Source organism: Niallia endozanthoxylica (genome assembly GCF_008710145.1).
GTDB lineage: Bacteria > Bacillota > Bacilli > Bacillales > Cytobacillaceae > Bacillus_BD > Bacillus_BD endozanthoxylica.
Map to the genome: position 1 here is coordinate 1 of NZ_VYKL01000058.1, position 13,897 is coordinate 13,897.

13 protein-coding genes are annotated in these 13,897 nt (G+C 37.7%); 4 read left to right on the forward strand and 9 right to left on the reverse strand.

Translation table 11 applies throughout. The features are described 5' to 3' along the window. Nucleotides 1–601 precede the first annotated feature (601 nt). The 7 genes from F4V44_RS25085 to F4V44_RS25115 all read right to left on the reverse strand — a co-directional run bounded on the left by F4V44_RS25085 (nt 602) and on the right by F4V44_RS25115 (nt 6,059). Nucleotides 602–889 carry a hypothetical protein gene (locus F4V44_RS25085; RefSeq protein WP_150442726.1) on the reverse strand — a complete coding sequence of 96 codons (288 nt, stop codon included), beginning with the start codon at nt 887–889 and terminating at the stop codon, nt 602–604. Nucleotides 890–1,009: 120 nt separating this feature from the next. Next, nucleotides 1,010–1,387, reverse strand: a complete 378-nt coding sequence (locus F4V44_RS25090) for a zinc ribbon domain-containing protein (protein WP_150442727.1) — start codon at nt 1,385–1,387, stop codon at nt 1,010–1,012. A gap of 103 nt (nt 1,388–1,490) precedes the next feature. Continuing rightward, complete coding sequence (locus F4V44_RS25095) at nt 1,491–2,798, reverse strand: ThiF family adenylyltransferase (protein ID WP_150442728.1); 1,308 nt, start codon at nt 2,796–2,798, stop codon at nt 1,491–1,493. Between the two features lie 14 nt (nt 2,799–2,812). Beyond that, nucleotides 2,813–3,325 (reverse strand): hypothetical protein, encoded by a 513-nt coding sequence (locus F4V44_RS25100; protein ID WP_150442729.1) that lies wholly within the window; start codon nt 3,323–3,325, stop codon nt 2,813–2,815. Continuing rightward, entirely contained in the window at nt 3,309–4,415 is a 1,107-nt protein-coding gene (locus F4V44_RS25105; protein WP_191090860.1) for a Mov34/MPN/PAD-1 family protein, read from the reverse strand. The genes F4V44_RS25100 and F4V44_RS25105 overlap by 17 nt, the downstream gene beginning before the upstream one ends. Before the next feature lie 241 nt (nt 4,416–4,656). Continuing rightward, nucleotides 4,657–4,920, reverse strand: coding sequence for a hypothetical protein (locus tag F4V44_RS25110; RefSeq protein ID WP_150442731.1), 264 nt, complete (start codon nt 4,918–4,920; stop codon nt 4,657–4,659). Between the two features lie 857 nt (nt 4,921–5,777). Beyond that, nucleotides 5,778–6,059 carry a hypothetical protein gene (locus tag F4V44_RS25115; protein WP_150442732.1) on the reverse strand — a complete coding sequence of 94 codons (282 nt, stop codon included), beginning with the start codon at nt 6,057–6,059 and terminating at the stop codon, nt 5,778–5,780. Nucleotides 6,060–6,831: 772 nt separating this feature from the next. On the opposite strand from F4V44_RS25115, the gene F4V44_RS25120 reads away from it, so the two are divergent. From F4V44_RS25120 to F4V44_RS25130, 4 genes are all read left to right on the forward strand, one after another. After that, nucleotides 6,832–7,032 carry a cold-shock protein gene (locus tag F4V44_RS25120; protein WP_150442733.1) on the forward strand — a complete coding sequence of 67 codons (201 nt, stop codon included), beginning with the start codon at nt 6,832–6,834 and terminating at the stop codon, nt 7,030–7,032. Nucleotides 7,033–8,345: 1,313 nt separating this feature from the next. After that, nucleotides 8,346–10,082 carry a GMC family oxidoreductase gene (locus F4V44_RS25125; RefSeq protein WP_150442734.1) on the forward strand — a complete coding sequence of 579 codons (1,737 nt, stop codon included), beginning with the start codon at nt 8,346–8,348 and terminating at the stop codon, nt 10,080–10,082. Nucleotides 10,083–10,589: 507 nt separating this feature from the next. Beyond that, entirely contained in the window at nt 10,590–10,754 is a 165-nt protein-coding gene (locus F4V44_RS27680) for a hypothetical protein (protein WP_191090861.1), read from the forward strand. A gap of 376 nt (nt 10,755–11,130) precedes the next feature. After that, nucleotides 11,131–11,994 carry an SGNH/GDSL hydrolase family protein gene (locus F4V44_RS25130; RefSeq protein WP_150442735.1) on the forward strand — a complete coding sequence of 288 codons (864 nt, stop codon included), beginning with the start codon at nt 11,131–11,133 and terminating at the stop codon, nt 11,992–11,994. A 173-nt stretch (nt 11,995–12,167) separates the two neighbouring features. Here the strand turns inward: F4V44_RS25130 and F4V44_RS25135 are convergent, their stop codons facing one another. Further along, a complete protein-coding gene (locus tag F4V44_RS25135; RefSeq protein ID WP_150442736.1) occupies nt 12,168–13,130 on the reverse strand; it encodes an FRG domain-containing protein in 963 nt (320 codons plus the stop codon). A 240-nt stretch (nt 13,131–13,370) separates the two neighbouring features. Beyond that, nucleotides 13,371–13,652, reverse strand: a complete 282-nt coding sequence (locus tag F4V44_RS25140) for a hypothetical protein (protein WP_150442737.1) — start codon at nt 13,650–13,652, stop codon at nt 13,371–13,373. Between the last annotated feature and the right edge of the window lie 245 nt (nt 13,653–13,897).

Below are 13,897 nucleotides of genomic sequence, written 5' to 3' on the forward strand. Positions count from 1 at the left end.
TAGGCTTCATTCGGACAGATTTTCCTGAAGATCTCTAAAGTTTGTCCCAATCCAGGCCTCATTCGGACAGATTTTCCTGAAGATCTCTAAAGTTTGTCCCAATCCAGGCCTCATTCAGACAGACTTTCCTGAAAAACCACTAAGTTTGTCCCAATCCAGGTCTCATTCGGACAGATTTTCCTAAAAACCCCTAAAGTTTGTCCCAATCTAGGCTTCATTCGGACAGATTTTCCTGAAGATCCCTAAAGTTTGTCCCAATCCAGGCCTCATTCGGACAGATTTTCCTGAAAACCCCTAAAGTTTGTCCCAATCTAGGCTTCATTCGGACAGATTTTCCTGAAGATCTCTAAAGTTTGTCCCAATCCAGGCCTCATTCGGACAGATTTTCCTGAAGATCTCTAAAGTTTGTCCCAATCCAGGCCTCATTCGGACAGATTTTCCTAAAGATCTCTAAAGTTTGTCCCAATCCAGGATTCATTCGGACAGATTTTCCTGAAAGTCCCAATAGTGTTACCTTATCAATTAGAATGCTTCTGTTACATACTACCCCGCTTGAAATTCATTTTTTATTATTTCAGCAGTCTCGAACCTTCTCCATGCTTCACCGTGTCACTCCCTCATACCACTGCTCCCGATATTCCTGCACTTTCAATCCCCAAAGGCTGCTATAAATGACACTGTAAAAGTATCCTTCAAAGGTTGTATGTATCTTCCCTGTCTTATACAGAAAAACCGTCCGTTTGAAGTCCTCAACGACTAGCTCCATCACATCATCCAAAGGAGCCTCCAACTGCACTTTTTTATAAGCTAAATGAATCTTCGTCCAAAGCTTATGGATGTCACCGGCATGAAAAAATGGCTTGGCTGCTAGAATAAACTCTTTGTTCACATACTCTGGCAGAAAGCTTGCATCGAGTTAATGCCATTCAACAGATTTAACCTGAACTGTCGAAGACTTGTCACAGTGACGGAGACTTTTTTATCTTCATTTTAGCCCCCATCGTCTTCATTATTTAATCGGAGAACCACATTGACTGCAGTAATTCCCAGCTGGAATATTCCCTCCGCATTGAGGACAGAATAAGCTTGTATGGTCAAACCTTGCTGGGTGTCCTTTATAGACAGTTGGGGATAGACGTTGGAGCGCTCTCATCATGGCACTTTCAGAACCCCAGGCTCGTCTGACATTGCTCGGATCAAGAAGTCTGCAATGATTGGTAAACACATTCTTTTGCAATCTCCATCCTTGCGACTCCGCTAGTGTATCCCAGAAGAAAGGGCCTCCCATTGTAGGGAAATCAATATTTGGCATGGTACCTAAAAGGTCACATAGCCTGCCTACCAATCGTGGATCAGCAGCAATTAAAGATATTTTTGATTGAATCATCATGCTCTCTCCTTTAATTATCATCTTTAAAAATGGTTCATAGTTTCCGTTCCAGACAATTCACTTTCCACTGTCGACCGCAGGATACTGGCTTCCTCCCCTTTTAAAGAGAGGAGGTCTCAGGAGCGGTAAGCGGAATATCGTCTGGACATAATCGATGCTCCTGATTTCCGCAGATTGGGCACTCAGGATTCCTTTCTGGAGAAATCCAATAGCTTTGATAGGCATACTGACCCTCTACCTCCTTAAAAATCCTAGGAAAATACAAATAATTGTCTTCCATTGACATGGTAAGATAAGAATAATTTTTCTCAAGAAGCTTCATTAGAAAATTTCTTAATTCCAAGCCTTTGGAATTGCAGGAGAGAATGGCTAATCCCAATTTGACCCCTGCGCTAGAAACATGATGAATATCTGAATTGATAGCCACTACTCCATTTAGCCTTCCTGTACCGTAATCGGTATCCCTGGCTCCATTTATTCGATTCGGTGCCGCGCATCGATAGCAGGCTGTCACCTCTGGTATGGTCATGATGACTTCTCCACCTTTTGCCCCATTATATAAACCAACAAACAGGCAAGCCTTGTCTTTTGCATAGGAAAAGCGGTTGATGTGGTACTGGGTATTCATATCGTCTGTAGCAGCAATGATTAAATCCGCTCTCTCCACCACTTGTGAGAATTCATGTGTCTGAAAATCCTCTATCCGAATAGCGTAGCCTTCGATTTGAACGGCCGGATTGATATTCATCAGGCGCCTGCTAAGTGCTGAGACCTTGCTCATTCCAATATCGTGTAATGTATACATCGTTCGCGATAAATTGGTCAATTCCACACTATCTGGATCAATGAAAATAAAGCACTCTACACCATTTCTAGCAAACTGCTCCGCTATATAAGAGCCAACAGATCCTGCTCCGACAATGAGGACGACCTTATCCTTGAGTTCATTAGCTAGACGTTCTGGCACTCTTGAGAGCATTTGATTCCGGAAATTGTTCATTTCCTTTGACTCGTTTCTCCCTGTATAAATGACTGGCCAAGCCTCTTTTGAACCCTCAAAATCCTGATTAAAAACAAAGCCATTGATTCCAAAAGCTTTTCTATAAGGTCCTGGAGGAACGAGAAATTGACTAATCATCTTGTCCATTCTTTCGGTCACATCTCGAATTTCTAAGTCCCACAACGTCTGCACCTGGTCAGTCTGACCCTCTGCTGTAACCAAGATGGTGGGGGCCACAGCAGGGAAACGTTCACTTATGATAAAAAGCATCTCAAACCCGTAGGAATCAGTTATTTGAACGGTATCCTCCTTTACCTTTTCTATTTCATACTCTTCCATATACTTTGGCAGGATTAATTCCATTGAAAGAATAAAGCTTTGCACCACATCCAATTGTTCCATCTTCATTTCCTCCTCCTCTCCTAAAATGGAAAGATTCCTTTTTTACGATAAGTAGTAAATCCATTTGCCCATAGGACAGATTTTGCATAAGTATCCTCCAATCTATGGTAGCCTCCGTTTGTTGCTTGATTTAAGCAAAGCCGGCGGTCAGGATAAAGATGGCAATTATGAACATTATAGCTATGGTTTAATTGAGGATAGACAAGCTTTACCTGATAATAGGTGCCATCATGATATAGGAACATGGTGTATGTTTGCCCAAATTCATCATTAATCGTATACAAGTAGCCATTAAAGCCATCTTTCATAGTCCGTATGGTATTCCGAGGGAGCTTTGGATGAACAGGCCTACCCTCAGGCAAACTGGCAAAGGTCTCCGTCGGTATTTCTGAAAGTACCTCTGGTGGATGGGAAACGTAATCGCCCTGTAGAATTTTCCCCTCTGAATTTGCCACTATCCTTTGGTTGGAATACCCGTCTCGATTGTTCTTTAATTCCTCTCTTAGTGCATTTAAATCAATTTGATTTGACATGTTTCTTTCCTCCTGCATCATGTTTTTGTTTCGTGAATAGATGTTTTCCTTTTACCAAAATGAACGTTTGGACGAACTTCAGCACCCCCTTCTTGGTCGGAATATCGGGTGATTCCTCCTCCATCGGGGTGGACGAATGTGTATCTTCCGTGTCTATCGGAGAAGTAGTAAGTTCTGACTTCTCTGCCATTGCTTCCTCTTCTACAGCAGAGGTTTCTGTTATCACAGCACATTCCTTAGGCGCTTTTGGTACCTCAATTTGTTTCTTTTTACTACTTTTCGTCATCGCTCTATATAATCCATAATGACAGGGTGAATCTGCTTCCCAATTGAACTCAAGCTCCGTTACTTGATTATGATCAATTCGTAAAATTCTTGGTGGTGAATGTGGGTAGTGAATATCACAACTGACGAAGAATTCAAGCGTCTCACCTACCTTCATTTCAGCTGTTATGAAAGGTTCTCCCTCCTCCTGCTCAATAAGTAACACACGGAAGTCAGCTTCTTCCCCGAAAAGCCTGCTGCATTTTCGGATATCCTCTTTTATTTGCAATAACGGTATCTTTTTAATATCAAGCTTTTCTAAAGAGAAAGTTCTCGTACTTCTATTTGATAAAATAGGTTTGTCACGCCCCAGTTTTTCTCTGAAACCCCCATAAAATGAGATTTTCCTGTTATCCCCTAATGAAAGTTCATGATTTGCTAAAGCGTTTGGATAATGAACCGTTACAATTGGTGCAATAAAAAATTCCATATGTTGATTGGTATGAAGACTTCCTTCAACCGTTTGAACATCCATCCATGAGGGTGAATCATATCCGCCGGGATGTGAATGAACAATCCCTTTAAACACAACCCCATGTTCCTGCTCCTTTTTCTTAACAATCTGATCAAGATTTCGCGAAGCATTGTAGGTGGCACTTGTTGTATGCGCTTTGCTGTCAAATACAAACTGTGTCATAAGCCTGCTGCCCCTAGGTCCTAATAGGGCGCCTCCCTGTTCTGGAGGAAGATCTGCAATAAGCTCTTTGATTTCTTTTAATAGCTCATCCGTAATATAGAAGGGACTTTGGATTATTTTATCTTCCAATGATGTCACCTCTCCTTTTAATCATTTGCCGCGTATACCCAAACGAATGTGGTTCATCTTGTTACCTCAGTCGGTGATAACCTTAGTCGGTTGGTCGGTGCGACATCCATCATCATGGACACTTTGTTTATTTTTTAATCAGTGGTTTAAAAATTTTTTTCAGACAAGAAAAAACCACAGACATAATCTGTGGTTAATCGCCAAAATGTTATCTTGTTTTCATTCTTTTAAGTTATCAAATCTAATCTTTCTTTATAATCTCTAACTTTAAATCTAAACCATTTAGTGTTTTTATTAATGTTTCAATCGTATAGTTTCCGCTACTTGTTACACGAGATAATTGAGTATAACTAAAATCCTCAATTCCTTCGGCCGCTTCTCTGAAAGTTAACCCTTTCTCTTTTAAACGTTCCCTAACAATATCAGCTATTTTCTTCTTCTCAATTTGAAGTAATATAAATTCCTCTGGTATGTCTTCCAATATCCTAGATAGTTCATTATTCATTCATTTATTCTCCTTTCTATGGTAGTTACTTTCTGCTGTTGAAAATAGGTTAGTTAAACTTCATTCGTTTATTATTGGAAATACAGAACCGTTAGCTAAATAGATAGTAAATTTTATCTAAGTTTTACTAAACTTTAAGACTTCTCGTATTTACTCTAAGATTTACTTAGATTTATTTACAATTTGTAAATTCTCTAAGTTTTTACCATACATTTATACAGATTTTGTACTCACTCTATATCTTATTAAGTTTATACAAGTTGTATTTACTCTAAGATTTACTTAGATTCATTTACAGTTTGTAAATTCTTTGGGCCTTTACCCTAGATTTATACACATTTGTACTCACTCTATGTCTTATTAAAGTTTATACAATCCGTATTTATTCTAAGATTTATTAGAGTTTATCCACTTTTCGTTTACTCTCATAACTTTTACTATAGATTTATACAAACTTTGTACTCACTCCAAGATTTACAAAGGTTTAAATACCTTTCATATTTACTTTAGGTTTTATTAGAGTTTTTCCGAAGTTTATTCATTCTTTAATTTATTACCATAAATTTATACAGATTTTGTTTTTATTCTAACTTTTCACCAGGTAGTTTTTTCTCTACTTTGTATAAACATTATTGCCTTAAACTCTAATTAGATAAAAATATAGATCGCTCTATAGATGGTCAATCCTCCTTAAAAAGTAATTGGTTATCCATTTTTGTATTAACATTCTAGCCTTTTGTTCATTAAATTTATTCCTATACTTTTGATATTGAGTGTATATTTTGATTTAAACTTCATAAATCTTTATAAGGGAGAGGGGGGTTGAGAAAAACCAGAGTTTCTCTCAACCGTATTATTTAATAAACTACTTTGATACTTTCAAGGTATAAATCTGTCAATTTATCTTTTATTACTAGATTAAATTTCTTGTTCTCAATTCTAAAAATGACGTTCCATTGATTATCAGAAATTCTTTGGATTTCATTTCCATCTTCCACTTCAACAAGGGCCTCAGGTATGTCAAAACCCATCGTCTCTATACGATAAAGTAATCCTCGAAACTCACTCCTTTCATATAAATTTAATGATCTTAGTGTAGATATAGCCTCACTACTTCCATCGAACTTTTCTAACTTCATCCTGTAATTCCCCCTGTATAAAGTTATGAAGTATTATTGCAGACAATAATACTCCTCAAACTATTCTTGTTACCTTTTCTAGATTCCTTCTAAAAGACAAAAGCTTACAATAGAAGAGAGCATCTGCTAAATTCTGACGACAGACTTAGCCCCAGAGATCATGGTCACAGCCACACCCCGAAGCATTCCGTGGAACACTTTGTGAATCAAGAATTTTCGGGGCGTCACAGTGACGAAACCTTAATTATACTCAAAAGTTAGAACATGCATGCAAAGATATAGAAGAAAGCATTATGGCTTTTCGTCAAAAGTTACAATGACTATTTTTTGGACATTTATTTTTTGAATGAAATGGCAGTATAATTTTTTGCATATAGATACCCCCAAATATACAAATAATGGATAAAGAATTTTATATTGAGGGAGTCATTTAAGGTACACGGGGACAGGGCCACTGTCACCAATTTTTTATTTAATAAAAATAACCCTATCTCTCTAATCTATGGGATAGGGCTTACTTCGAATTCTCTTCAATTATTTACCTTTGGGACAACGGACCTGTCCCTCTGGCCCTACTTTTTTAAGCCATTATTTGCTTTTGGATTGGTGAGATGCTATAGTGCCTTTAAACCATTTTACTTTTACGATAAAGATTTAAAGGAGCTGTAACTTCAACGGAGATAGCAAAATTAAATCTTCTTAGAGGTTACAGTTTTTACTTTATTTTGTCATTTGTAAAATGGTCGAAAAAATTTTAGGAGGATTTTTTTTTATGGCAACTGGTAAAGTTAAATGGTTTAACGGTGAAAAAGGTTTTGGATTTATTGAGCAAGAAGGCGGAGATGATGTATTCGTACATTTCAGCGCTATTCAAAGTGAAGGCTTTAAAAATCTAGATGAAGGTCAAGAAGTTGAATTTGACATTGAGCAAGGTCAACGTGGCCCTCAAGCTACTAACGTACGTAAATTATAATTATAATATTTAAAGAGAAGGATAACCCTTCTCTTTTTTGTTTTCTTCTCATATATTCTTTTTCATTCCACATTGCCGACATTCTCTTGTCTCGCTGGTATAGGAATTTATAATTTCGTTTAATATTGCGGTAAACTAATCGAATATTTTCATCAGATCGCATTAGATCAAGTAATCCATAAAAATTTTGACCATCAGTCTTACAAGAACCTTATTAATCGTTGAAGAACTGTCCTGCATGGTGAATGAATCTTTTATTAGTCTAGTGGCTATCCCTACACGTTCATTACACGTTTCAACGGTACTGTGCCACCACTTTCACTGATATGAAGAAAAGTTATACAGTCGCTATTCTCACGAATGTTTTCCTTTTCAACGCTTCATCGAGAGTAAGCTCTCCACGTTATCAACTTACAGCGTTGAATTATGTCTATTATGGAACAAACTTAGGTGCTTCCTATGAGCCTGTTAGCGTTGCATGTGCCTGTAACACAAGATGGATTTTCATATAATTGATTCTTACTCATCCATAGCTAACCCTACATTTAGTAGTAAATACATTTCTATATAATGCGCGTCTAGACCCGTACATTCCGAAGTTCGTCAGCAATACACTTTATTATTGTATTCCATTGCATTCTCACCATATCTGTTCAACCCAAGCACCATGATTTACACCACCCCATCGGGTAGGGTTTCGTCAGCCGGACTGTTACGGTAAATTCTCGCGCCGGAATGGCGATGGTTATTTCGATCAAGAAGCTCATCCAATGAAGCTTCTTGCGGAAGTTGAAGGTAGATGAATGACTCTAGAATGACTTATCGAAAGTTGGATAAAAGTTAAACCTCATTTGGCTGTATCAAAAGTTGATAAACATCAGCTTTCGATGCAGCCTTTCCTGTTGTTGGGTGCTGTATGTTCTAAATCCAGCCGGGATTGGGAAACCAGGAGGGGTTCGAGACCAGTGAAAAAGTCATCAAAATTCTATACAATTAGCTTTTTAAAAATTCAAAACCATACAGTTTTTCATATGCTTCGACTAGAGCCAAAGCAATAGAAACATCAGGGCGGTTCTGCTGTTTCATATTGAAATACGAGAACCGTCTCGGTGTTTCTACTAGAGGGAGGCTAAGAAATAATCGCATCCTCCTATTCTGCAAATACCGACAAACTTCGGGTGGTCACAGTGACCGAACTCCAAATTTGGTCTATTTTAATTGGACAGGTAAACAGTTCATATTTTTAGGAGTGAATACGATATAATGAATACTTTTTGTATTTAAATCTTAAAGTCTATGAAAGGATTGGTTAAGTGGGCAAGGAGAATGTTTTTGATTATATTGTGATTGGAGCCGGGACCGCGGGTGGTGTGATTGCGAAGGAACTAACGGATAAGAAAAGTACTTCTGTGCTCGTTCTGGAAGCGGGGACGAATATGCCGAATCCAAGTGCTTCTTTTGAAACAGCAAATGCAGCTGCAAATGATAACCGGCTTTCGTTTCGTGCTCTTTCTAACATTGAAGATGCTCTTGGGAGGCCGCTTCTATTATGGAGTGGACGAGTGATTGGCGGGAGTTCGGAGCATAATTTTATGTATGCAGTCCGCGGGAGCCGCAATCTTTATAATGAATGGGCGGATCTTGTCGGTGATCAGTGGAGCTATGAGAAAGTTCGTACCTTATTTAAAAAGAATGAAACCTATACAGGAAATACACAAAGCCCAAAAGAAAGAGGGACGGATGGACCGATTTTTGTTAGACAGCAGATGATTCCAAGCAGTGGTGGTATTATACGTACGTTAGCAGAGGCAGCATCAGAAGTTTTGGACATCCCTATTGTCAAAGATTATAATACCGGCGTAAGAGACTGTACTTTTTTGAAATCACAATTTTTGCAACAACCGTTGAAAGAGGGATTTGCCCGTTCCTCTACTCGATCTGGGTATCTAAATGAAAACATCGTTACCCAAGGAAATGAGTTTAATCCGGATGAGTTTGGTGTTGGGGGAAGAGACCTGACGATTTTCGCCAAATCAACCGTCAATCGCATTCTTTTTGAAGAGAAAAAAGGAGTTCAGGTTGCAGTAGGTGTTGAATATGTGAAGAACGGGGTGACAGAAAGAGCGTATGCTCGAAAAGGAGTAATTATATCCGCCGGAATCTTCTCATCGGTGATTTTGCAGCGGTCAGGAATCGGTCGTACGAGTGATTTGGCTAACGCAGGGATATCCACATTGGTCGAAAGCCCCCAAGTCGGCCACAATTTTCAAACCCACTATTCCGTAGCGATGGGAGTAGAGGTAGAAACAAGCCGACTCTTGGAGGTATTGGCTGCCGACCCTGATCAACCGATCGCAATGGGCGCTTTTAAAAAAGAAGAAGGACCTGGACGCCGCCTTCAACTGATCGGTGCACCAGGACCGTTTTTTGTCCCAAATGCAGATATACTAAGTAACAATTGGCAGTTTAATCCGGAAAATAAGACGAATGTCATGAGCTTTGGCATCATTGATCTGAATCCAAGCAGCAGAGGGACGATTCTAGCTACTCACAGTAATCCTGAGGCGTATCCATCCATTCAGTTTAATCCACTGGAAAACTCTGCTGATTTAAACTATATCGTAGATAAATATATTGAAATGTATAACATTATTGTACAAGCAAGGGAAGATGATCCAAAAGGAGTGTATAAGGTTGTTTACCCATCAGAGGATATTTTTCAATGTACCGATGAAGACTTAAAACGCAGCCGCCTTGAACAGTTCGCTCGAGCCTCCTACAATAATTTTGCCCACTTTGGCGGACAATGTAAAATGGGTACAAGCATACAGGACGGAGTAGTCGATGGCTGCCTAAATGTTTTCGGGACGAAAAACCTCAAAGTCGCAGATCTATCCATAGCCCCAATCCTGCCAGACGGCAACACCTCCACAGCCGCCCAAATGATCGGTTTAAACGCAGCCCGCTTTCTAAAACAAGAAACACCCTATGTTATTGAAAAAAAAGAATTAAAAGAATATAGTGATGAAATAGAATCCCAGGAAGAATAAAGTAAGGCTGAAGCAAAGGGCCGGTTCTTTTGCTTCCGTTTTGGAGAAAACCCTTATTTTTTTATCATGTGAAATGAAAAAAGCAGTGAAAGGGAACGAAATGGTTTCCCTTTGCTGCCTTTAGAATGATGATTTCCCGGTAGTGGATTTGGCACTATTCCCTCATTTTTTCTATTACGCTTAATCTCAAAATAGAAATGCTTTAAATAATATTTGGGAACACAATGCTGTCGATTAGTTAACTTTTTTCATTCCGGGTGGTGACAGTACCCAAAACTAATTGAATCCTTACCGCACACTATCCACAGATTGTGAATGAAAACTATATTAATCATTAAGGAGCTCACATTCTTAAGGGAAAAGGTTACAACTTGCTCTATTCTATTAATCTACAAATATCGATAAACTTCGGGTGGTCACAGTGACCGAACTTCTTTCGAATCTCAGGGACGGTTCATAATTTTAATTTGTTATGGGAATCCTTTCTACTAGAAAGGAGGAATTCACGTGGAAAAAAGTGAAATTGTAGAATATATAGACCAATGTGAGAGTGCATTATCACATTTAAATCATGCAATTAGGTTAAGTAATAATGATTATACTCAAAAGTTAGAACATGCATGCAAAGATATAGAAGAAAGTATTATATCTTTTCGTCAAAAGTTACAATGACCATTTTTTGAACATTTATTTTTTGAATGAAATGGCAGTATAATTTTTTGCATACAGATACCCCCAAATATACAAATAATGGATAAAGAATTTGATATTGAGGGGGTCATTTGAGGTCCACGGGGACAGGCCCACTGTCACCAATTTTTTATTTAATAAAAATAACCCTATCTCTCTAATCTATGGGATAGGGCTTACTTCGTATTCTCTTCAATTATTTACCTTTCGGGTGGTCACAGTGACGGAGCTCCTAATAGTTCCTATCGATGAAACGAGAGAACCGTCCCGACGTTTCTTTTAACAAATTATTTATTCAATTATTAGAATTTTAGGAATACAATAAGGCGTATGCCTATTTTTAGAGGAGGAACTAATTATGAAGATTTATCGTTTTTCAATTATCTTAGTGTTCATATTAATATTGAACACACTCGCAGCACCATTTGCATTTGCTAAAAACGCATCTATCACAAAACCAAAGCTTAACATTGTGGCACTGGGAGATTCTATTACGTTTGGATATCCACCCCCATCAACCACAGCCTTTCCTGATTTGATTTCAGGAGCAAGAAAAGTAGTTAAATTTGGCGGAAGTGGTGCAACTTCCTCACAATTGTTAGCAGCAATTAATTCAAATCCTAAAGAATTCAAGGCCTCCATCAAAAGGGCCGATGTCATTACAATCAATATCGGAAGCAATGATTTTATGCAGGCAACTGGTGTTGCAACCTTATTTTCAAAACTGCAGCCTTTAGTGTCAAACCTTGAGGAGAATCTGGCTAACGGAAAAGTAGCCGAAGCTATAAATAACACACCACTCACACCTCTGACACCACAACAACTTCAACAGTATACTACTAATCTAGTCACCATTATTGAAACGATAAAAAAACACACGAAAGCTCCAATCCTTTTATATAATTTGTATAATCCAATTGTTATAAGCTCTAACGAGATTCTCAATCAGTTTCTTGGACCTTTACATACTTTTGTTGAAGGTAATGTAACGGTTGTAAATAGTATCATCCAACAGGTCGGGGATGTTTCAGGTGCTCATGTAATTGATGCATATTCAACATTTAAAACAAACCCAGCAGCCTATATTATTCCATTTGATATCCATCCGACACCAGCAGGACATCAGGCGCTAGCAACACTGGCTGATTCAAAGCTACAATCATTAAAAAAGGGGGGAAAAGAAGGTAAACGTGACATAGGGATAGGTATATCATTTAGATAACAATGACTGTAAGAGGATAAGGGATAGCCTTATCCTCTTATTCTATAACTATTGACAAACATAGAGAATCGCGGGGACTGGTGTTTCTCAGGTGGAGACAGTGACGGAACTTCTCGAATTAATATTGTCAACTTTAAAGTAGATGTGCACTGTCACCGTTCCCTTTTGGACCATTATAGGGATGCTGGCTCGCGGTAAAAATTCTCAATTTCTTTTTCACCAATAGTTTCAGTTAAGCTCTGTAAATCTTGGTAAATAAAATGTTCATTTATCCCCATAATATGTAATTCGCTTTTTATTTTAGATATAGATGTATGGGGAATTAATATCTCATATATACTGTTACTTATTGCCTGGTAGAATTCCAATGCATCACAATAGTATCCATGCAGTGTAAAACAACCTGATTGAGAAATTATCCTTTTATCTATATATGGTGATTGAACGCATATAGGAAATTCATTATTACCCGTTTCTAAATCTATAGGATTTAAATAATGCTTATATTCCTCAAAATTATCAGCAATATCTATAGCTCCATTTACTCCAACTGTCTCATTATTTATTCTTGATGGGTTTAAGACATATACAGTAGATATAAAGCTATCTCCCATATTTGTTTTATTATCTTCTATACAATGAATGAGAGCTTCTTCTAATTTATTTTCGTCGATATTATCAAGACTAAGATTGAAAGAATTGCTAAGTTCAATGTAATCCTCACTCTTTGTGTTAATAACTGTATTTTTAGGTAAAGAAAAGTATAGACCTACAAGTGCATTCGTGGACCAATCTAATAGTCTAGTATGTAATCCATAATGTTGTGCAAGAAACATCCATTCAAAATCATTTTTAGGTTTGTCTGCAATGAATCCTAATGATTTTCTTTTAAATTCCCCTAGGAGTTTTTTTAAATCTAAAATTTCCAAATCAATTCCAGGCCTTTGAAGACCTTTACCCCTATGTATAACTTTTTGTACTCTTAACCCCTTAGGTAATAATTTATACTCTTTACTAGACTGGCCTCGAAACCATAGTTCACAATCTCCATCGTTCTGAACCTCAACATCTTTTTTTATATCTCCAACTACTTTAATATAATCACTAAGATTTTGTACTAGAAATGTTTTTTTCATATTTTCTCTCCTATAACTTTAATAAATTATTATTCAATATTGTTAATATACCATGAATAGGGATTTCCTTTGAGCGTAATTGCAGAGGGTAGTGGTTGGTCATGAAGCAATAGAAACTAAAATGCGGGGGAATGAAAAACCGGGACGGTTCATTTCAAAAGAAAGTAATGAAATTAGGAATTACCCAATCGATGACACGTAGAGGAAACTGTTGGGAAGCACGGGGACGGTTCTCGCGTTTCACTTAAAATATGCTCTATATGCTGTGATAAAAGCTTCTGGTGAAGATTTCACGATATACGTATATACACCTTGTAGCGTATGTAAATAGAGAATACCACCTTGATTTGCAATTTCTCGATAAGAAAAATCCATCACATCTTTAATCGGAAACTCTCTATTCTGTGTTACGACCTTATCATTGTATAAGTAAATGATTCGGTCATGCTCAATTTCAAACTGTTCAATACTTGTCACTTTTCTTTCTGTTTTTATATAAGGTTGTTGCGCTATCAAGCTCATATAATCCTCCTAAAACAAAGGCTTCTTAATTATATTATCACAAACAGATTATTTATTTGCTGAATCTCAGATCCTTCGAGGCGTCACAGTGACAATCCCTAATGACTATTTTTTGGACATTTATTTTTTGAATGAAATGGCAGTATAATTTTTTGCATACAGATACCCCCAAATATACAAATATTGGATAAATAATTTTATATTGAGGGGGTCATTTGAGGTCCACGGGGACAGGCCCACTGTCA

Bases quoted from the DNA above. Each gene is read 5' to 3' on its own strand.
- F4V44_RS25090 (WP_150442727.1), bottom strand. From the start codon at position 1,387: ATGATTCAATCAAAAATATCTTTAATTGCTGCTGATCCACGATTGGTA.
- F4V44_RS25095 (WP_150442728.1), bottom strand. From the start codon at position 2,798: ATGAAGATGGAACAATTGGATGTGGTGCAAAGCTTTATTCTTTCAATG.
- F4V44_RS25100 (WP_150442729.1), bottom strand. From the start codon at position 3,325: ATGTCAAATCAAATTGATTTAAATGCACTAAGAGAGGAATTAAAGAAC.
- F4V44_RS25110 (WP_150442731.1), bottom strand. From the start codon at position 4,920: ATGAATAATGAACTATCTAGGATATTGGAAGACATACCAGAGGAATTT.
- F4V44_RS25115 (WP_150442732.1), bottom strand. From the start codon at position 6,059: ATGAAGTTAGAAAAGTTCGATGGAAGTAGTGAGGCTATATCTACACTA.
- F4V44_RS25120 (WP_150442733.1), top strand. From the start codon at position 6,832: ATGGCAACTGGTAAAGTTAAATGGTTTAACGGTGAAAAAGGTTTTGGA.
- F4V44_RS25130 (WP_150442735.1), top strand. From the start codon at position 11,131: ATGAAGATTTATCGTTTTTCAATTATCTTAGTGTTCATATTAATATTG.
- F4V44_RS25135 (WP_150442736.1), bottom strand. From the start codon at position 13,130: ATGAAAAAAACATTTCTAGTACAAAATCTTAGTGATTATATTAAAGTA.
- F4V44_RS25140 (WP_150442737.1), bottom strand. From the start codon at position 13,652: ATGAGCTTGATAGCGCAACAACCTTATATAAAAACAGAAAGAAAAGTG.